Genomic DNA, 20,169 nt, shown 5'->3' on the forward strand with positions numbered 1-20,169 from the left:
ATCGATCAGGTGTGCTCCGGGGCACTGTGTCCGCCGAGGGAGGCGCCGATCACTAGACGGCGGCACCCTCGAACTGAGCGTTGTAGAGACGGAAGTACGCGCCCGCCGCTGCGATGAGTTCGTCATGTGTGCCCTGTTCGACGATCTTGCCCGCCTCCATCACGACGATCAGATCGGCGTTACGGATGGTGGAGAGCCGGTGCGCGATGATGAAGCTGGTGCGCCCGACGCGCAACGCGGACATTGCTTGCTGCACAAGCTGTTCCGTACGTGTGTCGACCGAGCTCGTCGCCTCGTCGAGAATCAGCAGCGACGGCTCCGACAGGAATGCGCGGGCAATCGTGATGAGCTGCTTTTCGCCGGAGCTGATGTTCGACGCCTCCTCGTCCAGCACGGTGTCGTACCCGTCCGGGAGCGTGTGGATGAAGCGGTCGACGAAGGCAGCGCGTGCGGCTTCGTGGATCTCGTGTTCACTGGCGTCGAGCCGGCCGTACGCGATGTTGTCGCGGATCGTTCCGCCGAAGAGCCACGTGTCCTGCAGAACCATGCCGACGTGGTTTCGCAGGTCGGAGCGGCGCATCTGCGAGATGTCGACGTCGTCGAGAGTGATTCGGCCCGAGTCGACTTCGTAGAAGCGCATGAGCAGGTTCACCAAGGTGGTCTTGCCGGCACCGGTGGGGCCGACGATGGCGACCATCTGCCCGGGCCGAGCCGTGAGGTACACGTTCTCGATCAACGGCTTGTCCGGCTCGTAGCGGAACGAGACGTTCTCGAACTCGATGTGACCGACGTTGCGATGGCGTCCGGCGGGCTCGGGGAGAAGCGGCACGTCGATGTCGGGCGACTGCTCGGGTTCGTCGAGAAGCTCGAAGACCCGCTCGGCCGACGCGGCCCCGGACTGCAGGCTCGTCGACATGGACGCGATCTGCGTGAGTGGCTGGCTGAACTGGCGCGAATAGACGATGAACGCCTGAACGTCACCGAGAGACATGTTGCCGCTGGCGACCTTGAGTGCGCCGACCACAGCGAGCAGCACGTAGGTGATGTTTCCGACGAAGTTCATGACCGGCATGATCAGACTGGAGAGGAACTGTGCGCCGAAGGACGCGTCGAGGAGCTTCTTGTTCTGCTCGGCGAATTCACGCTCGGCTTCGGCCTGATGCCCGTACACACGAACCAGGTCGCGACCGCTGTAGTTCTCCTCGATCTGTGCGTTGATCTTGCCCGTCTCGGCCCACTGAGCCTTGTACAACACCTGTGCTCGCTTGGCGACCCTGGCAACGAGGAGCACCGATACCGGCACCGCGATCAGTGCGATCAGGGCGAGCATCGGCGAAATGACGAACATCATCGTCAGGACACCGAGGACGGTGAGCACCGACGTCAGGAGCGAGGTCAACGTCGACGACAACGTCGACGAGATGTTGTCGATGTCGTTGGTGACGCGGCTGAGGATCTCGCCGCGCGGTGTCTTGTCGAAGTACGGAAGGGGCAGACGGTGAAGCTTCGCCTCGACCGAGGCACGCAGGTTGTAGATGGTCTTCTGGACGATGATGTTGAGGAGAAATGCTTCCAACCAGGCAAGTAGCGACGAGAGCAAGTACACGCCGATCGCGAGCATGACGACCTTGCCGATCGCGTCGAAGTTCAGACCCACGCCCGGAACGACGTCGGTCGAATTGGACACGAGGTCGGCGAAGGTCGAATTTCCTGATGCCCGGATGGCGTCTGCGGCCTGCTCTCGGGTCAGTCCGGCGGGCAGGCTCTTACCGATGAACCCGGCGAAGATGAGGTCTGTCGCGTGACCGAGGATCTTCGGCACTGCGACGGAGAGTGCGATGCTGGCGATCGTCGCAGCGACGACGCAGACGACCGCAAACTTGTGTGGCTGAAGAAGCGAGAGAAGCCGCTTCATCGTCGCCTTGAAGTGGCGAGGTTTGGTGTCCGTCGCGGTCAGCGCAGGCTTCGGCTCTTTGTCGGGATTCTCGGGGTTACTCGACTTCGCATCCCCGTCCGTGGATTCGGGTTCGCTCGGGATCTTGGCGAACACCACAGTCGGGGCATCGTCGAAGTACTGGCTGTTGGGGCCGCCCCATGTCGGGTCCTGCGGGCTGGTCATGCGCTCATCTCCGCGGGAATCTGGGAAGCCACGATCTCTTGGTACGTCGGACAGTTGGCCAGAAGGAACTGATGGTCGCCGAGGCCGACCGGCGCACCATCCTCCAGCACCATGATCTGGTCGGCATCGATGATGGACGCGACGCGCTGCGCGACGATGATGACCGTCGAATGAGTCGAGACCGTGCGGAGTTCGCGCCGGACTGCAGCGTCGGTGTGCATGTCGAGTGCTGAGAACGAATCGTCGAAGACGAAGATCCGGGGTCTGCGGACCACAGCTCTGGCGATGGCGAGACGTTGTCTTTGTCCGCCCGAGAGATTGCCGCCGCCCTGGGCGATCGGAGACTCGAGACCATCGGACAGTTCTCGGACGAAGTCGTCTGCCTGGGCGATGGTGAGGGCTGCCCAGATGTCGTCGTCGGTGGCGGTCGGGTTTCCGTAGCGGATATTGCTCGCGATCGTGCCGGCGAACAGGTAGGCCTTCTGCGGCACGTATCCGAAGTTGGTGAAGAGTTCGTCCTGATCCCAGCCGCGGACGTCCAAGCCGTCGACGAGGACGGCGCCGGCCGTGACGTCGAAGAGTCTGGGGATGAGTGAGACGAGGGTCGATTTGCCACTACCGGTACTGCCCACGATCGCGGTGACCGTACCTGGCATGCATCGCATCGAAACGTTCGACAGGACCGGCGTTTCTGCTCCCGGATACGTGAACCCGGCTCCACCGAACTCGACAACGCCGTAGGGGCTGGTCGGGCGGAGGGGCTGGGCCGGCGCGGGCACGGTCGGCTCGGTGTCGAGTACCTCGGTGATGCGGTCGGCGCACACGGCCGCGCGGGGGATCACCACGGCCAACATGGTCGCCATGACCACTGACATCAGGATCTGCATGACGTAGGCGAGGAAGGCGCTGATCTGTCCGATCTGCATGTCTCCGGTGTCGACCAGATGCGCGCCGAACCACAGCACCGCGACGCTCGACAGGTTGGCGATCAACATCACGGTGGGCAGCAGCACTGCCTGGTACCGACCGATGAGGAGCGAGGTGTCGGTCAGTTCCTTGTTGGCCTTGTCGAAGCGGATCGTCTCGTCAGGCTCGCGAACGAAGGCGCGAATGACACGCATACCGGTGAGCTGTTCGCGCAGTGATCGATTGATGTTGTCGATCCGCGTCTGCATAGTTCGGAAATGCGGGATCAGCTTGGCCACCACGACCGAGACGGTGATGCCGAGTAGTGGCACCGAAATCGTCAGGAGCCAGGACATCTGCAGGTTCTCGCGCAGGGCCATGACGATGCCGCCGATACACATCAGTGGGGCGCTGACGAGCATCGAGGACGTCAGCATGACCAGGGCCTGGATCTGCAGGACGTCGTTGGTGTTCCGTGTGATCAGCGTCGGCGCACCGAAACTGTTGAATTCGCGATCCGAGAAGCTGCCGACGGCTTTGTAAAAGGCGCCTCGAACGTCGTGGCCGAAGCCCATCGACGATTTTGCAGCCAGATAGGTCGATGCGACCGACGCGATGATCGATGCAAGCGAGACCAGAAGCATGATCCCGCCGGTGGACATGATGAATCCGGTGTCACCGCGGGCGACACCGTCGTCGATGATCCGAGCGTTGAGCGTGGGGAGGACCAACGACGCGATGGCCCCGAAGAGTTGAAGTGCGAGAACTCCGGCAAGCAACCAGCGGTACGGCGGGAGGTACGCCTTGAGCAGTTTTGCTAACACGACGGTTCCCAGTGAATTGGCCGGGTTGCCGCTCGTTCGCGATTGATCACAAGCACACGGTATGACAGATCGCGGTCGAGGTTGGCACCGACTCTGACGATTGCATCCTTTTGTCCTATTTGATTGTGATGTCTGCCACATTCGAATTCGAGGTTGGATTCAGGTCACAGTGCCTGAACTGCAGGTTTACACATCGATCCAATATGTCACGTTTCTGTTTGAACAAAAACAAACTGGACGTACTTGTTTAGCTTGGCTACAAAGGGGCGGAGCGAACAAAACGTGCGCCGCGTCATAGATATTCATGCAAGGAGTCACACATGGGATCCCTCGGAAACCTTCTCAAGGCCAACGGTATGGGCTGGGGCATTCTCCAGCTTCTTCCCCTGGTCAACATGCTCAAGACCCTTCAGGGACTGGACACCGCGAGCTCGAACTCCTGACGTTCGACCGCTGGAAATCTTCCGAAACAACACAGGAGTAGTCGCATGACCTCAATTCAGAATCTCGACGCCTTCCTCAAGAGCGTTCTCGCATTCGTGACCAAGTTGAACGCGGGATCGGCAGACGACTCGGGTTCGGCCGGTTCCACTGCTGAGTAGTTCTCGGTCCCAACTTCTTTTCAACTGCATCCCGACATAAGGAGACCCGACATGGGTTCATTCGAAGACTTCAGCGGCGTCGTCAAGACGTTCATTCCGGTACTCAAGGACCTGTTCACGGCGCTCGGTGGTGGCTCGCTCACCCCTGGGACCGGATCGGCGGCTGACAAGTAAGTCCCGTTTGTCCGAAAGTGTGGCTCGCAGTTGTCTGCGAGTCACACTTTCCGCATTTATAATGTGAGCTAAATCACATTTTTGCAGGGATCGAACAGTAGATGTGCGCCCTGAACTGCAATTATGACTGAAAGTGTTACTGGTCGTTCACCTTGGTAGCTATTTGGTAGCTAGACAAGTGTCGGTAGCCGGTCTATAAATGCAGTCAGCGCCACGGTAGTGCGCTACGTCACAGCTCGGGATGTTGTTCGGGGGCGGTTCAGCCATCCGTGCGGCAGAAGTTCCCGAACCATCTCGGCCACCGCCTGCGGCCGGAATGGCGCTGGAACACCACACCACCTCACATACAGGAGAACCTCCTATGTTCGGATCACTCAGCACCCTCGGACCCCTGCTCACCGCGCTCGGAGCTTTCCTCAAGTCCGTTCCCACCGAATCGCTGTCCGGCGAGGGCGAGGGCTCGTCCACCGGTTCACTCTCGGGTCTGTCCAGCGGATCCGCCGAGTAGTCATCCCTTCCGGCAGGGTCATTCGGCTCTGCCAATCGGATTGCATGCAGGTGCCCTCTGTCCACTGTCGTGGCCGGAGGGCACCCGTGTTTGCGGAGATATTCGTAGTTGCCCTTTTGGCATGTGAACACAGAACTGCGAGTGGCAGCACCTGCGTACGATGGTTCGACGACATCGGCATACGGTCACCGCGACGTCCGGTGCTCCCGAATTCAGAGGTAGCCGACCGCGAGGTGACGCATGGTAGGGACGAGTCGCTTTCTGCGCCTTCTCCTAGTGCTGGCCGTCGTGCTTGCGGCTTCGTTGATCGGCATCCTCACCCGCCCACCAGGTTTGCTCGCGACATTCTGGTGCGCCAACGCCATTTTGCTGGGAATGATGGTCAGATGGCCGGTCCTGATCGAATGGCGAACGTGGATCGCTGCGGCCGTCGGATACGTCTGCGCTGACCTGATCACCGGCAATTCGCTGTCGCTTGCCCTGCAGTTGAACGGGGCGAACCTCACCGGAGTCACAGTCGGTGTTCTTGTTCTGTACTACTTGAAGCGAACACCGTTCCGATTGGTCGATTCGCAGTCACTGGTGTGGATGGTCTTCGTCTCGTTCGTCGCGGCGACTGGTACCGCGGCCACCGCCGGCGCCTTGGACCGGCTCTTACGCGGTCAGTCCTTCACCGACACGTTTGTCCACTGGGGTGCCACCGAGGTCATGGCGTACCTGCTGGTCCTTCCTCTCATTCTGACTCTCACCATCCCGTCGAGCCTTGCCGAGTTCCGCACCAAACTGACGGCCAGAACTGTCGCCGCTATGAGCGTTCCGCTACTCGCCACTGCAGCCTGCGTACCGATCGCCCTCAGCATCGAAGGGCCGATCGCGCTGGTCCTGCCGATTCCAGCTCTCCTGTGGTGCGCCACTCGCATCTCGGTTCCGAGCACTGCCTTCGTTTCCGTGGTCTGGTCGGTGTGGTCACTCATGATGGCGGGTAGCGGTCGACTCGATATCGGAGATCAAGCCGCGTCGACTTGGAACGAGGACGTCATCACCTCCATTGCGGTCACGTTGATCGCGTTGGGGCCGATCGCGGTTGCCTGTGCGACCGAGGAACGTCGCGCTGCCGAGCGTGAGCTTTTCCTTGCTGTCGAATTCGACCATCTGACCGGAGTCCTCTCGCGCGGTGCTTTTCTCGGACATGCGGAATCGGAACTTGCCGACGCGGCCCGAGCGCAGTCCCCGGTCGGCCTGCTGATGCTCGACCTGGACCACTTCAAGAGCATCAATGACACGCATGGACATATGACCGGTGACAGCGTTCTCGCGAATTTCGCCGAACGGGCCGCTGACCGATTGTCGGACGGCGATCTGATCGGAAGGCTCGGCGGCGAGGAGTTCGCCATTCTGCTTCCGGACTGCAGCTTTGCCCGAGCAGTCGACGTCGCCGAGGCCGTCCGCGGCGCGCAGGTCGAGTACTCGGCCGAATCAGATGTGACGAGCACGGTCAGTGTCGGCGTCGCGTGGGTTGATCACGCGACGCCCGCCTTGGCCACCCTCATGAGCGTCGCGGACGAGGCTCTGTACGACGCCAAGCGTGCCGGACGCAATCTCGTGAAAGTGCGCAACGTCGGCAACGACGCCGTGCCGCAACAGAATTCCGAGCCGACCACGGCCACCCGCACCTATCGCAAGCCAGCGGTACCTCGAACGATCAGGCGAGGGTTTGACCGCGAAGGCGTGGTCGACGGCGGATAACTGCGCTGACCTGCATCGGGATTGGCATATAGTCGCACCCATGCAGCTTGATTCGACGCCTTCGCACCTGCCGACCCTCCCACTCCGATTCGGGACCCCACTGACCGAGAACGCCATTCGCGTGATGATGTTGGGATCAGGCGAGTTGGGTAAGGAAGTTGTCATCGCGCTGCAGCGTCTGGGCGTCGAAGTGATTGCGGTGGATCGCTATCCCGACGCCCCAGGGCATCAGGTGGCCCACCGTGCTCACACTGTCGACATGACCGATCCGGAAGCGCTGCTTGCCGTCATCGAGTTGGAAAAGCCTCACTTCGTGGTGCCCGAGATCGAGGCCATCGCGACGGATGCGCTTGCACTCGTCGAAGACCGCGGAGGGGCGGTGGTCATTCCGACCGCCCGCGCCACTCAGCTCACGATGAACCGTGAGGGAATCCGTCGGCTCGCGGCCGAGGAGTTGGGCCTGCCCACTTCGCCGTACGCCTTCGCGGACTCGCTTGCCGAAGTACAGGCAGCGACAGACCGAATCGGTTTCCCGTGCGTCGTCAAGCCAGTCATGTCCTCGTCGGGAAAGGGACAGTCGACGGTTCGATCCGCCGAAGATCTCGACGCCGCATGGGATTACGCGATGGCCGGAGGTCGTGTTAATCACGGCCGGGTGATCGTCGAGGGCTTTGTCGATTTCGATTACGAGATAACGCAATTGACGGTTCGCGCCGTCGGGGAGAGCGGTCAGGTCGAAACGTCGTTCTGCGAGCCGATCGGGCACCTGCAGGAGGCCGGCGACTACATCGAATCGTGGCAGCCGCAGCAGATGTCCGCGGCTGCCCTCGCGTCGGCGCGGGACGTCGCCGAGAAGGTGACCACGGCTCTGGGCGGGCGAGGCATCTTCGGCGTCGAGCTGTTCGTGAAGGGCGACGACGTCTACTTCTCCGAAGTGAGCCCACGGCCGCACGACACCGGATTGGTGACCCTGCGGACGCAGCGACTCTCGGAGTTCGAGCTGCATGCCCGCGCGATCCTGGGCTTGCCGGTCGACACGACTCTCACGGCCCCGGGAGCGTCGGCGGTGATCTACGGCGGCGTGGAGGCAAAGGGAATCGGATTCGACGGTGTCGCCGAGGCACTCGCGGTTCCCGAGACGGACCTGCGGCTATTCGGCAAGCCGGAGAGCTTCACGCGTCGTCGCATGGGTGTTGCCGTGTCGACGGCCGCCGATGTGCCCACTGCACGCGCCCGTGCTCGCGAAGCCGCGTCGAAGGTGCGTCCCGTCGGATGAGTCCTGTGGCCGAGGTCCTCGTCGGGCTGGTCATCCTGGTCGGTCTGATCGGGGTCGTCGTTCCGATTCTCCCCGGGACACTTCTCGTTTTCGCCGCAATTCTCGTGTGGGCGATCATGACCGGTGGCGCGACGGCGTGGACGGTGTTCGCGCTGTCCACGCTGGCGCTGGTGGTCACCGGGATCGTGAAGTACACGTGGCCAGGCAAGCGGATGAAGTCCGGGGGCGTGCCCAACCTGTCGGTGGTGGTCGGCGGCGTCGTCGGCATCATCGGGTTCTTCGTGATCCCGGTCGTGGGGTTGTTCCTCGGGTTCATCGTCGGAACCTACTTCGCGGAACTAGCGCGGCTGCGTCGCTACGACATCGCCTGGTCGTCGACGCTTCACGCGGTGAAGGCAGTCGGATTGTCCATGCTGGTGGAACTGTTCGGAGCGCTGATCGCCGCGGGGCTGTGGTTGGGAGCCGTCGCGTTCACTTGAGCGCAGCGGTACCAGGAGCGTGCGTTGTCGCACATGACCGCGGACAGGTCGTCGCCGACGGCATCGGCGATCACGTCCAGGTCGTGGACCTCGAACGCTCGACGTGCCCGGGTACCGGGCAGGTCGGTGCCGAACATCAGCGCAGCGGGATTGACCGCGTGGATCTGGCGAAGCACATCGCTGACGTCGGAGATGGTGGTGCGGCCGAACCCGGTGGCTTTGACACGTACTCCGCGGTCGACGAGGTTGAGGAGATACGGCAGCCCGCGGGTGGACATTCCCAAGTGGTCGATGCTCACCGCCGGCAATTTGGCGAAGACGGGTTCCAACGACAGCAACAGCGTGGCATCGACGTAGAACTCGGCGTGCCAGCCCACCAGATCGAATGCGCGATTGGCGAGATCGGCGAGCAGACGCAGGTCGGTGGCGCCTCGGCGCAGATTGAACCGGACGGCGCGCACTCCCAGCGCGTCCAGAGCAACGATGTCTTCGTCCGTCGCATCGAGTGGCAAAGCAGTGACGCCCACCCAGCCTTCGCCGAGCTCGGACAATGCGGCTTTCAGGTATTCCTGGTCATTGCCCTGGTACGACGCTGTCACCACCGCGCCGCCGTCCACACTCAGGCCCTTCAGCGAGGCAATCCGGGCCCGGTAATCGGCCACGGTGAAGGGCTCAGGCAGGTACCCGTGATTCTCGACCAGCGGGAAGCGCGGGTCGATGATATGCACATGGGCGTCAAACACGGGGTCTATTTTGCCCTGTTGCCTTGGGTCCCCGCACACACCACCGGCCCGATGTGACCTGGGTCGCGTCGGGCCGGTGGAGGGCTTGTGTTCAGTTACTTCTGCGCACTCAGTTCGCGCGGTCGGGCTCCGACGCCTTCAGCATGTCGTGACGCTCGACCACCTTGATGCGCTCACGGCCTTCGGGCTCGCCCAGGCTGCGCTCGTGCGCGTCGAGGCGGTACCAGCCCTGCCAAGTCGTGTACGGCACCTGCTTGCCTTCGAGGAACTCGATGACGGCGTTCTCGTCGGGGTTCGCGGCGCCGGCGAAGTCGACGGAATCCTCGAGAAGATTCGCGACGGTTTCGTTGGCGTCACCCTTGGTGTGGCCGATGAGGCCGACGGGGCCGCGCTTGATCCAGCCGGTGACGTAGGTGGCCGGCATGAACCGGGCTGCGCCCTCGGCGTTGTCGTCGGCGACGACGCGTCCGGCGTCGTTGGGAACGGTGCCTGCCTGGTCGTCGAACGGCAGCTGCGTGATGTTCTGCGAGAGGTAACCGACGGCGCGGTACACGGCCTGGACATCCCAGTCCTTGTACGTGCCGGTGCCCTTGACGTTGCCGGTTCCGTCGAGCTGGGTGCGCTCGGTGCGCAGGCCGACGACCTTGCCGTCTTCACCGAGGATCTCCGTGGGAGACTCGAAGAAGTGCAGGAACAGCTTGTGGGGACGGGCTCCGACATCGCGAATTGCCCAGTCCTGCAGGGTATTCGCAACCATATCGACCTGCTTGGAGTTGCGGCGAGCCTGCTCGGAACCCTCGTCGTAGTCGATGTCCTCGGGGTCGACGATGACCTCGATGGTCGGCGAGTGGTCGAGTTCGCGCAGTTCGAGAGGCGTGAACTTGGCCTGGGCCGGGCCGCGGCGTCCGAAGACGTGAACCTCGACGGCCTTGTTGTTCTTGAGACCCTCGTAGACGTTCGCGGGGATTTCGGTCGGCAGCAGTTCGTCACCGGTCTTGGCGAGTATGCGGGCGATGTCGAGCGCAACGTTGCCCACGCCGAGGACGGCGACCTTCTCGGCCTCGAGCGGCCACGTACGCGGCACGTCGGGGTGGCCGTCGTACCAGGAGACGAAGTCGGCCGCGCCATAGCTGCCGTCGAGTTCGATACCCGGGATGCCGAGCGCGCGATCGGCGTTGGCGCCGGTGGAGAAGATGACCGCGTCGTAGAACGACTGCAGGTCGTCGAGGGTGATGTCGGTGCCGTAGTCGATGTTGCCGAGCAGGCGTACCTGAGGCTTGTCGAGCACCTTGTGCAGGGCGGTGATGATGCCCTTGATGCGCGGATGATCAGGCGCGACGCCGTAACGAATCAGGCCGAAGGGCGCGGGCATGCGCTCGAAGAGGTCGATGCTGACGCCGCGGCCGGAGACTGCGGTGTCGGATTTCATGAGGGCGTCGGCGGCGTAGATGCCGGCAGGGCCGGCGCCGACGATCGCGACCCGGAGTGGGCGGTTGGAGTCAGTCATCGTGAGGACAGCTACCTTCTTCGAAGTTCGGACAACATATCGACAAGTATCCAATTTAGCCGAACCTAAGCACAGCGCCTCGGTTGCGGCCGAACGGATCCACACTCTCACTCGATCGGTTGTGGGTAAACCTATTCTTTCTTCCCATTCTCCCGTTGTCTCGGGTATTCGGGGTAGGGGCCTGCTCCTTGACGCCCCACAACTTCAAGTTGTGGGGGAGTATTGGCGCTATGAGTGACGAGCTTCGCGAATCCGACAACATCGATGGCAAGAAGGCGTCTGCGGGGCCGTTCCTCTTGGCTGTCGCCATCGTCGCCTTGATCCTGGGTGGAATCTTCGTCGCGTCGTGGATCTCGCCGGCCGAGGAGAACGTCACCGAGTCGGACCGCGTGAGTCGCTCCGTCACCGACTACGTCGATGCCGAGAATCGGAATGACGCGGAGACGATCAAGACCCTGACCTGCGCGAGCTTCAATTCGAGCAACGGTCCGATGGCCGACGTCGACGGAACCGTCGAACTGAAGGGTGTGGACGGGGTCGTGGTCAACGGCGATCGTGCACGGGCCGACGTGACGATCACCGGTGGCGGAGCGGGCGAGCGAGTCTCGACCTGGGCCCTGACCCGTGACGGCAACCGTTGGGTCGTCTGTAACTGACGGCCCGCTCAGGCGCTCGCGGCAGTCTTGTGAAAACATGGACTACGTGAGTTACGCAGGCGATCTGACGCCGGAGCAAGCCTGGGAGCTGCTCCGCGAAAACCCCGACGCCGTGCTGGTCGACGTGCGGACCGATGCGGAGTGGAAGTACGTCGGTGTCCCCGATGTTTCCTCCCTCGGCAAGCAGGCCGCACTGATCGAATGGGTGAGCCACCCGACCGGCGCGCGCAATGACAACTTCGTCGACCAGTTGAAGGAAGCCGGCATCACCGCCGATTCCTCCGGGTCGGAGCGTCCGGTGATCTTCCTGTGTCGATCCGGACAGCGTTCCATCGGTGCGGCGGAAGCTGCGACTGCGGCGGGTATCGGCCCGTCGTACAACGTGCTCGACGGGTTCGAAGGCGCATTGGGCGCCGACGGGCATCGCGGACTTGTAGGTTGGCGGGCCATCGGCTTGCCGTGGAGGCAGCAGTGAGCGGAATTCCCCAGGGCGGCGCATTTCAACGAGCGCTGCCGGACGACGTCGGTCTCGGCACCCTCGGTGTTCGCGGCGGACTGATGCGCACCGGGTTCGAGGAGACTTCCGAAGCTCTGTTCCTCAACTCCGGATTCGTCTACGAGAGTGCAGAAGCCGCCGAACAAGCCTTCACCGGCGAGGTGGATCATTTTGTCTACTCCCGCTACGGCAACCCGACCGTCAAGATGTTCGAAGAGCGTCTGCGTCTCATCGAAGGTGCAGAAGCGTGCTTTGCGACGGCCAGCGGAATGTCGGCAGTCTTCACGGCGTTGGGCGCACTGTTGGCCAACGGCGACCGATTGGTTGCCGCGCGCAGCCTCTTCGGATCCTGCTTCGTGGTGTGCAACGAGATCCTTCCGCGCTGGGGCGTCGAGGTTGTTTTCGTCGACGGTGAGGACAACGCGCAGTGGGAAGAGGCGCTGTCGGTGCCGACCACTGCCGTGTTCTTCGAGACTCCGTCCAACCCGATGCAATCTCTCGTCGACGTTCGACGGGTGTCGGAGCTTGCTCATGCTGCCGGTGCAAAGGTAGTGCTGGACAACGTCTTCGCGACGCCGCTCCTGCAGCGCAGCCTCGATCTGGGAGCCGACGTCGTTGTGTACTCCGGCACCAAGCACATCGACGGTCAGGGCCGCGTGCTCGGTGGCGCGATCCTCGGGACCGAGGAATACATCAGCGGTCCCGTTCGAGAACTGATGCGGCACACCGGTCCTGCGCTCAGCCCGTTCAACGCCTGGACGCTGCTCAAGGGTCTCGAGACCATGCCGGTCCGCATTCGGCACTCCGTAGCCTCGGCCCTCGAGATCGCCGAATTCCTCGAAGGACACTCCGGCGTCAAGTGGGTCAAGTATCCGTACCTGACTTCGCACCCGCAGCACGAGCTCGCGAAGTCTCAGATGAGCGGCGGCGGAACTGTAGTCACGTTCGAGCTCAATGCGCCTGACGGTGAGGGCAAGAAGCGGGCGTTCGAGGTTCTCAACGCGCTGCGGGTCATCGACATCTCCAACAACTTGGGAGATTCCAAGTCGTTGATCACTCACCCCGCCACGACAACGCACCGGGCCATGGGTCCGGAAGGCCGTGCAGCGGTGGGTATTACGGACGGCGTTGTGCGGCTGTCCGTCGGGCTCGAGGACACGGGCGATCTGTTGGCTGATTTGAAGCGAGCTCTCGGCTGAACCCGTAGAGCGCCTTGCCTCGAACTTTCGTCGGCAAGGCGTTCTACGGTGCAGGCGTGAGACCCAGTTGTTTGACGTCGATCGTCAACGCCGTCGTATTCATCGTGAGTCCCGAGCTGGTGGTATCGCTCGGGTAAATCGTGAACAGCACCTGCGCCGTCAGATTGGTGTTGTTCAAGGCCGACGTGACCGCTATGAGATTCGGCGTCGGTGCCGTGCTGTCGTACATCAGATTGTTGTTCTGATCCGTGACGTACGTGCGAAGGTCGACATTGGCGGTTGCGAGACCACCGCTGAGCTTGGTCTTGTCGACTGTCACGTTCGCTTTCAGGCGTGGGCCGGTGGCAAGTACCTTCGAATCGCAGAAATACGTGTAGTTGAAGCCAGGCTTGAGACGGTAGGTAGCGATGTTCGGGATGGCCACGAGTGGGTTGGGGTTGGTCGGCGCGTTGACGTAGACCTGCGAATACCATCCCCCGCCGTTGGTGGTCACGCACGCACCCAGGTCGAGGGTTCCGGATTGCACAGCGGCGCTCGTCAGGGTCGTACTGTCCGTCCACTTCGCCAATGTGCCCGAACCGCCGAGCAATACAGCTCCGGCCGCGGCGACTGCCATTGCAGCCTTCGTCGTCTTCTTCATCACGGCACCAGCGCCTTGATTTCGTCCGGAAGTTCGCTCGGGGCAGGAGATTCGGCCCAGACTCCCGTTGATGTGTCGATGACGGTGACTCCGGACGTGGTGATCACGTGTACAACTGATCGGTACCGGTGAGCCAATGCAGTACAGCGTCATTGTCCACGGCACCCCGATACACCTCGGTGCCTGATGAATTCGACACGGACACAACGTTTCCACTGGCAGTCGAGAGCTTCTGGGCGCTGAGGCCGGTCGTGGTTGCCGGGGCACCGATGGGAACCTCGCTCGGGGTGGTCGTGATCGGTGGCACCGTTGTCGTTGTCGTTGTCGTTGTCGTTGTCGGGGGCGCCGTAGTTGTAGTCGGTGACGAGGTGGTTGTCGAAGGTGTAGTTGTGCTGGTGGTTGTCGTGGCCTGCAAGGTTGTTGATGCGCTCGGAGTAGTCGTGGGTGAAGGTGTGGTCGAACTGACTGCTGCGGTGGAAGTGGTGGTCGTCGCACTCGGAGCTTGTGCAACCAGCGCCGAACGAGCGGCCGGTGCTGAGGCTGCCGTGGTTCCGCTCGTGGGTCCGGATACACACGCCATGTCATTGAGGATGATGAGCAGTGTCGAACTGCTGATGCGGTACCCGGTGTATTCCGGTGTCACGTAAGTTCCAACGAGTCCGTGTAATTCGACGTCGTAGTTCGTGTTCGACAGGAGAATCCCGCCGCTCGGCAGATCGGACAACGTCAGGGTCGTCGAGAGGCCGGTCACGTCTCTGATCAGCGGAGGTTGGGTGGTGTTGGTTGCGTTTCGGACGATGATTCGAAATGTATCCGTGGCAACGCCAGGCCAAGCGAGCAGGACGGAAGTTCCCTTGTCCGAGCAGGTCATTGACGCGGGAGGATTCGGAAAGCTTGCAGCAGTGGTGAACGAAATGCTTCCCGCTGTCGCCGTGCCCGTGAAGGCGGCCTGTGTTCCGCCTATGTTCGCAATGCCCGTCACGCTGAGACCGACCGTTGCCAATGCGACGATTGCCTTGAAGGCGTGGGAATCGCCGTGCGCGTCCTGACGATCCAGCCTGGGTTCCCCTTCATCCGCTTTCTTTCGGGGGCGAAATGCTATGTACAGCAGTCCCCCGACGGCAATCGCACCGAGGACAATGCCGCTCGGCCCTGACAACCAGACTGCGGCATAGCCGAGTCGGTCGACGCTGAAGAAAACTCGATCCGCTTCGGTGATGACGTAAGGATCTGGATCTGTGACGGGATTTGCGTCGCCGCGCAGCTGTGCAATTGCAAGATTGTTGCCTTGCTGCTCGATCGTCTCGACACGATGGGTGATTCGAACGTCTTGGTTGTCGTAGACACTGACGATGTCACCGACCTGAACTTCCGAAGCAGGCACGGTACGCGCGAAGGCCAGAGCGCCGGTCTCGATCGTGGGAGACATCGATCCGCTCTTGAAGATCAGCGGCGTGATACCGAAAGCGAAGCCGGCAATGAACAATCCGATGGATGCCAGACCGGCGAGGGCACCGAGCGTGAGCAGAAGTTCGTGAATCCGTCGTGGCGTCGAGGCTTTCGGTGACATCTTCGTGTGTCGTGACACGGCGCTCACACCTTTGCCGAGAAGTTCAGGACGATGCTCGACGAGCTGTTCGTCGGTGGGGTCGGACTCGTCGGAAGCGTCACCGAGACACAAAGATTATCGGTTGCCCCGATAGCCAGAGAACGGTCGGGCGCACCGACCGCCTGACTTACGGTGAGGGTCAGGGGTAAGGACGACACCACATTGCTGCCATCTGTGCATTTGTTGGCCACAGTTCCGTTCGATGACACAGTCATCCGCAAGTAGGTCGTCAGTGCGCCGGCGCTGGTGGAAGTTATCGTGTATTTCAGAGGAAGATTCACGCCTGCCCCCACGTTGTTGACTTTGAGGATGGCGGAGTTCGAGTCGCCGGGAAGCATCCCAGTTTTGCCGAGTTGGGTGAAGTTCAGTGTTGTGGTCAGCGCGGGTTGCGTTGTGGTGTTCAACTGCAGGTTGATCGACCCGGTCGTGATGTTTCCCGAAGTCGCAGTCGCGGAAGACGTCCAGGCCGCGAGCGTGGTCACTCCGCCGACACCAAGCACCATCCCCAGCGCGAGCAGCGCGCGAAAGCGCGTGCTGGTCAACAGGTGACGAATCCGGTGAGCCGGACGGTCAGGGCGCGAGGGCATCGTGCTGGCCTTTCTCGATCTGGGCGGAGTCGATGAGGTTGGAAGCTGCAGGGTCAGGAGCCAATCGGGCACGAGCTCGCTCCTTCCGGCCGTCACGGATGCCGCTGATCATCATGTAGGCCGCGTACAGCAGTAGTGCCGTCACGACGATCACCACGATCACGGTGCGCTGCTCTCCGGTGAGCCAGGTGTTGACGTAGCCGAGATACGGAAGGCTGTACCAGACCTTTCCCCGGATCTGTACTGGCCGTACTTCTTTCTCGTCGCGTTCACCGTTCGCGTCGCCCTGGGTGATGAAAGTTCGTTCACCCTTTTGGTTTTCACTTGTGGCGATGATTCGGTGCGTGACGACGGTCGGCTGACCCGATTCCAGCTGGTACGTAATAGGTGTACCGATCCCCAGTTCGGACGGATCGACAGGTTTGACGACGACCAGTGATCCAGGGTTGTACGTCGGGCGCATCGAACCGGTCAGAATCGTGAAGCGCTGCGCTCCCGCGAAGAAGGGGACGACAATGGTTGCGACGATGACTGCCGAAATTGCCAGCAGCAGTGTCCAACTGACGATAGAGGTGACCCACCAGAGCGGGCCGGTACGTTCGATGCGCTTCGTAGAGTGCTTTGTCATACCGGACCTGCCTGGAACGTGAAGGTGGCGTTGTTCGTCTGACCGGAAACCGCACCAACCTCCACCGTGAGCCGCAGACACAGGACGTAGGTGCCACCGGCCGCGAGCGGAGTCAGCATGTACGCGGGGGAAACCGGGTACTGCAGCGATGCATTCATCGATCCGGACGTCAGTGGGGTCACTGCCGGAGCCGCGGTGTTGACGCCGGCCGGGCAGGCGCCTTCGTTGGCGACTCCGTACGTGGTCAACGTGAATCCCGGAAGTGCGCTCGTCGACTGCATTCGCCACTGCAGAGGATCAGACCCCGAATTCTTGACGGTGAGCGGAGCTTGCACCGTGTTTCCTGGGACCACAGGCGTCGTGGCCGTCGTCAAATTTGCCAGGGTGTACGCCGCACTGGTTCCGGCCGATGTACCAACGGTGAGGTTGACGCTGGCAGCGGTTGCGGTCCCACCACTCGCGCTCGCCGAATCGGACCACAGCGCGAGCGACTGCTGTGACGATGCGAACACCGCTACAGCAGCCACCGCGACTGCGATCGCTCCCCAGACCTTTTTCCTCATGAAATTACGGAGCCGGTGTCAGTGCTGTCTGAGTGACGACCAGCTTCATCGCTGACAAGTTCAGCGACTGGTTCTGCGCGACCTGGTTGGCCACCTCGGTGAAGTTCAGACGGACTCCGACGTGCACGATCGTGCCGTTCTGCACCTTGGTGATCTGGGAAATCGGGTTGCCACCAGCGTCCTTGATGGTCGTAACCGGCTGTACAGCGGCGGCAAGTTCGGAACTGTTGGCTCCGGGGACGATGCCGGCCGTATCAGCGGTCAGAACAGCCGCGAGACGATCGCCCACCGCGGTCACTGTGACGTCGCAGGTGTATTCGATGCTTTCGGTCGTGACGATGCGGTAAGCCGAGATGTTGGTGATCGCGGTCTTCGTCGGATTGAGGGAGTTCCAACCGCCGCCGACCGGTGCGCAGGCGCTCAGGTCGAGTGCACCGGAAGTGACGGGTCCGCCGCCACTGACGTCGGCCGAGTCGCTCCACACAGCGAGCGAGCCCGCACCGCCGAGGAGGAGGGCGCCGGCCGCCGCAGCAGCGATCGCGCCCTTGGTCTGCTTCTTCATGAAAATCTCATTTCATGTCTGGGACCCGAAATGGGTCGTTCAGACATGAGTATCAGCCACGGCAAACGATTCGTTACTACTTTATCTCAAATTTCTTTTTGGACTGTGATCCACCTATCGACGGGGGTGTATTCGCCTCTGACCTGCGAATAACTATCAGTACGCAATCTTCCTACGAAAGAAACCGCTTGTTTGTCCATCTGGACAAAGTGGACGAGTCGGATCCTGGCAAATCTAGTGTTTTTTACCAGTTAATTACCGACTCGCGGTTTTGTTTTGCAATTGAATCAATTGTTTGCGGTACTACGGAATGGATCGGTTGTCATTCCTACAAGATCGGCGACCGACTCGAGAACGACTGTGGGTCGGTACGGGAAGAGCTCCACCGACGCGCGGGTCGAGATCCCGGTCATCACCAGAATCGTCTGCAGTCCGGCTTCGAGGCCGCAGACGATGTCGGTATCCATGCGGTCACCGATCATCAATGTGTTGGCCGAATGAGCGCCGATGGACCGCAGGGCCGACCGCATCATCAAAGCGTTGGGCTTGCCGACGTAGTAGGGATCGCGCCCGGTTGCCTTGGTGATGAGGGCGGCGACGGAGCCGGTGGCCGGCAGCGAGCCGTCGCGCGACGGTCCGGTCGCGTCGGGGTTGGTGGCGATGAACCGCGAACCACGCTCGACCAGGCGAATCGCGGTGGTGATCGCCTCGAACGAGTACGTGCGCGTCTCACCGAGGACGACGTAGTCGGGGTCACTGTCCGTCAGGACGTAACCGATATCGTGCAGGGCAGTGGTCAGGCCCGATTCGCCGACCACGTAGGCGCTGCCGCCTGGCCGCTGGTTGGCCAGGAACGTCGCGGTAGCGAGCGCTGACGTCCAGATCGACTTCTCCGGGATGTCGAGACCCGAATTGAGCAGGCGTGCTCGCAGGTCACGCGGGGTGCGGATGGAGTTGTTGGTGAGCACCATGTACGGGATGTCGTTCGACGCCAGCTCTGCCAGGAACGTGTCCGCTCCGGGTATCAAGTGCTCCTCGTGGACGAGAACCCCGTCCATGTCCATGAGGTAGGTCCAACCGGTCTGATCTTCTGTACTGGTCATGTCTCCAGTATGTGCGGGAGCCGCCCGATGTGGGCGGTCAAGCGAGAAGTCGCCACAGCCCGATCAGACCGACGGCGACAATCGTGTAGCGAAGTGCGGTGGGGGACAGGCGCCGTCCGTAGCGAGCACCCAGAACGCCACCGCCGAGTGACCCGACGGCGATCAAACCGGCTGCTGCCCAATTGATCTGGTCGAAAGCCAGGGTGATGTACATCCCCGCTGCAACGATGTTGACGAGCAGTGAGAGCAGGTTCTTCGCGCCGTTCATGCGCTGGAGGGTTTCCGGGAGGATGGCACCCATCACACCGATGAGGAGGATGCCCTGCGCGGCAGTGAAGTAGCCGCCGTAGATGCCGACTGCAAAGGTTCCGGCGGTCAGGAGCATCAGCCTTGTGGTGGACAGCGTCGTTTCCTCGGTGGAACGCTTCTTCGCCCAAGCCTGGATGCGTGGTTGGAGGAGGACGAGTGCGAGAGCCAGGATCAACAGCACCGGCACGATGGTTTCGAACAGTTTCTCGGGTAGATGCATGAGCAACCACGAGCCGAGTAGTGCCCCGGCGAGCGACGCCGGAATCTGCCAGCGCAGGCGTTCCCACTGCCCGGACAACTCACGCCGATAGCCCCATGTGCCCGACACTCCGCCGGCGACCAGTCCGACCGCGTTGGACATGGTCGCGGTGACCGGTGGCATGCCGAAGGCGACCAGGGTGGGGAACGTGATCAGTGTTCCACTGCCGACGACGGCGTTGATCGCGCCCGCGCCGATGCCGGCCAACAAGATGAAGAAAGCGTCGAGTCCACTCACTCCGCAGACGGTACGGCAGATGCGAAGTCGCTCCGGACGGCGGTCCCGGTCTTCATTCGAACACTCCATTCAACACGGCGGTCAAGGCTTTGGGCACCGTTGAAATCAGTGCGATTTCAACCTGATCGACCTTTCATTTCCCTTGCAGTGCAGGGAAATACAACATTTGACGACTCGGCAATTCGCGTCTAGTCTTTGCTCACCATCCAGAGCGACCGAGAGACCTGGCTCGTCGACGTCGCAGCAACCCCCCGAGTGATCGGGAGCGGGTGCTACCGCCAGGACCGATGGAAGGCATCACATGGGTTCCACTTCGCACGCTCCGCACAGGCGCCGTCACATCGATCTGTGCCGCACGGCTTCGTGTCACTGTCGCTGACCGAACTGTCGTCTTCGTAACTCGAGTGCATCTACTCGAGCACACAGCTGCGTTCCCA

Annotated in this window: 21 protein-coding genes and 1 riboswitch; of the genes, 9 read left to right on the forward strand and 12 right to left on the reverse strand. The window is 61.8% G+C overall.

The features are described 5' to 3' along the window. Nucleotides 1-52 precede the first annotated feature (52 nt). The gene (locus tag ABWI03_RS08765) at nt 53-2,119 is read right to left on the reverse strand and encodes an ABC transporter ATP-binding protein (RefSeq protein ID WP_095972421.1); all 2,067 of its coding nucleotides are present in this window, start codon (nt 2,117-2,119) and stop codon (nt 53-55) included. Continuing rightward, a complete protein-coding gene (locus ABWI03_RS08770; protein ID WP_124567843.1) occupies nt 2,116-3,849 on the reverse strand; it encodes an ABC transporter ATP-binding protein in 1,734 nt (577 codons plus the stop codon). Before ABWI03_RS08770 ends, ABWI03_RS08765 begins: the two co-directional genes overlap by 4 nt. A 320-nt stretch (nt 3,850-4,169) precedes the next feature. Here ABWI03_RS08770 and ABWI03_RS08775 point away from each other — a divergent pair, with 320 nt between their 5' ends. The 6 genes from ABWI03_RS08775 (at nt 4,170) to ABWI03_RS08800 (ending at nt 8,634) form a co-directional block, all read left to right on the forward strand. Then, nucleotides 4,170-4,292, forward strand: a complete 123-nt coding sequence (locus tag ABWI03_RS08775) for a hypothetical protein (RefSeq protein WP_003944443.1) — start codon at nt 4,170-4,172, stop codon at nt 4,290-4,292. A 210-nt stretch (nt 4,293-4,502) separates the two neighbouring features. Further along, a complete protein-coding gene (locus ABWI03_RS08780; protein ID WP_019749478.1) occupies nt 4,503-4,625 on the forward strand; it encodes a hypothetical protein in 123 nt (40 codons plus the stop codon). Between the two features lie 361 nt (nt 4,626-4,986). Beyond that, entirely contained in the window at nt 4,987-5,133 is a 147-nt protein-coding gene (locus tag ABWI03_RS08785) for a hypothetical protein (protein WP_003944356.1), read from the forward strand. Between the two features lie 240 nt (nt 5,134-5,373). After that, nucleotides 5,374-6,879 carry a GGDEF domain-containing protein gene (locus ABWI03_RS08790; RefSeq protein WP_235171567.1) on the forward strand — a complete coding sequence of 502 codons (1,506 nt, stop codon included), beginning with the start codon at nt 5,374-5,376 and terminating at the stop codon, nt 6,877-6,879. Nucleotides 6,880-6,919: 40 nt separating this feature from the next. Next, nucleotides 6,920-8,155, forward strand: coding sequence for a formate-dependent phosphoribosylglycinamide formyltransferase (gene purT, locus ABWI03_RS08795; RefSeq protein ID WP_298782179.1), 1,236 nt, complete (start codon nt 6,920-6,922; stop codon nt 8,153-8,155). Next, entirely contained in the window at nt 8,152-8,634 is a 483-nt protein-coding gene (locus ABWI03_RS08800) for a DUF456 domain-containing protein (protein ID WP_050655057.1), read from the forward strand. Before purT ends, ABWI03_RS08800 begins: the two co-directional genes overlap by 4 nt. Here ABWI03_RS08800 and ABWI03_RS08805 read toward each other — a convergent pair. Beyond that, nucleotides 8,538-9,377, reverse strand: coding sequence for an amidohydrolase family protein (locus ABWI03_RS08805; RefSeq protein WP_298782184.1), 840 nt, complete (start codon nt 9,375-9,377; stop codon nt 8,538-8,540). The genes ABWI03_RS08800 and ABWI03_RS08805 overlap by 97 nt on opposite strands. A 109-nt stretch (nt 9,378-9,486) precedes the next feature. Then, nucleotides 9,487-10,884, reverse strand: a complete 1,398-nt coding sequence (locus tag ABWI03_RS08810; RefSeq protein ID WP_353798849.1) for an FAD-dependent oxidoreductase — start codon at nt 10,882-10,884, stop codon at nt 9,487-9,489. 230 nt (nt 10,885-11,114) lie between these two features. On the opposite strand from ABWI03_RS08810, the gene ABWI03_RS08815 reads away from it, so the two are divergent. Genes ABWI03_RS08815 through ABWI03_RS08825 form a run of 3 tightly spaced genes read left to right on the forward strand, consistent with a single transcriptional unit; the run spans nt 11,115 to nt 13,235 of the window. Continuing rightward, entirely contained in the window at nt 11,115-11,540 is a 426-nt protein-coding gene (locus ABWI03_RS08815; RefSeq protein ID WP_095972415.1) for an Rv0361 family membrane protein, read from the forward strand. Nucleotides 11,541-11,586: 46 nt separating this feature from the next. Further along, entirely contained in the window at nt 11,587-12,015 is a 429-nt protein-coding gene (locus ABWI03_RS08820) for a rhodanese-like domain-containing protein (RefSeq protein ID WP_007726822.1), read from the forward strand. Further along, nucleotides 12,012-13,235 (forward strand): O-succinylhomoserine sulfhydrylase, encoded by a 1,224-nt coding sequence (locus ABWI03_RS08825; protein ID WP_235171569.1) that lies wholly within the window; start codon nt 12,012-12,014, stop codon nt 13,233-13,235. Before ABWI03_RS08820 ends, ABWI03_RS08825 begins: the two co-directional genes overlap by 4 nt. Nucleotides 13,236-13,278: 43 nt before the next feature. Here the strand turns inward: ABWI03_RS08825 and ABWI03_RS08830 are convergent, their stop codons facing one another. From ABWI03_RS08830 to ABWI03_RS08865, 8 genes are all read right to left on the reverse strand, one after another. Continuing rightward, complete coding sequence (locus tag ABWI03_RS08830) at nt 13,279-13,875, reverse strand: alternate-type signal peptide domain-containing protein (protein ID WP_166810614.1); 597 nt, start codon at nt 13,873-13,875, stop codon at nt 13,279-13,281. Nucleotides 13,876-13,978: 103 nt separating this feature from the next. Continuing rightward, nucleotides 13,979-15,463: a signal peptidase I gene (locus ABWI03_RS08835; RefSeq protein WP_353798847.1), complete on the reverse strand. Its 1,485-nt coding sequence runs from the start codon at nt 15,461-15,463 to the stop codon at nt 13,979-13,981. A 5-nt stretch (nt 15,464-15,468) separates the two neighbouring features. Beyond that, complete coding sequence (locus ABWI03_RS08840; RefSeq protein WP_298782197.1) at nt 15,469-16,071, reverse strand: SipW-dependent-type signal peptide-containing protein; 603 nt, start codon at nt 16,069-16,071, stop codon at nt 15,469-15,471. Beyond that, on the reverse strand, nt 16,055-16,699 hold the full coding sequence (locus tag ABWI03_RS08845; RefSeq protein ID WP_166810616.1) for a signal peptidase I: 645 nt from the start codon (nt 16,697-16,699) through the stop codon (nt 16,055-16,057). The genes ABWI03_RS08840 and ABWI03_RS08845 overlap by 17 nt, the downstream gene beginning before the upstream one ends. Continuing rightward, nucleotides 16,696-17,262, reverse strand: coding sequence for a hypothetical protein (locus tag ABWI03_RS08850; protein ID WP_235171572.1), 567 nt, complete (start codon nt 17,260-17,262; stop codon nt 16,696-16,698). The genes ABWI03_RS08845 and ABWI03_RS08850 overlap by 4 nt, the downstream gene beginning before the upstream one ends. Nucleotides 17,263-17,266: 4 nt before the next feature. Further along, entirely contained in the window at nt 17,267-17,824 is a 558-nt protein-coding gene (locus ABWI03_RS08855; protein WP_235171573.1) for an alternate-type signal peptide domain-containing protein, read from the reverse strand. Between the two features lie 287 nt (nt 17,825-18,111). Continuing rightward, the gene (locus ABWI03_RS08860) at nt 18,112-18,927 is read right to left on the reverse strand and encodes an HAD-IIA family hydrolase (RefSeq protein ID WP_029254768.1); all 816 of its coding nucleotides are present in this window, start codon (nt 18,925-18,927) and stop codon (nt 18,112-18,114) included. Between the two features lie 37 nt (nt 18,928-18,964). Next, on the reverse strand, nt 18,965-19,732 hold the full coding sequence (locus ABWI03_RS08865; RefSeq protein ID WP_124567849.1) for a sulfite exporter TauE/SafE family protein: 768 nt from the start codon (nt 19,730-19,732) through the stop codon (nt 18,965-18,967). Nucleotides 19,733-19,931: 199 nt separating this feature from the next. After that, nucleotides 19,932-20,026, forward strand: a riboswitch (SAM riboswitch). Nucleotides 20,027-20,169 lie beyond the last annotated feature (143 nt).

It is taken from the genome of Rhodococcus baikonurensis (assembly GCF_040489275.1).
In the GTDB taxonomy this organism is placed as follows: domain Bacteria; phylum Actinomycetota; class Actinomycetes; order Mycobacteriales; family Mycobacteriaceae; genus Rhodococcus_F; species Rhodococcus_F baikonurensis.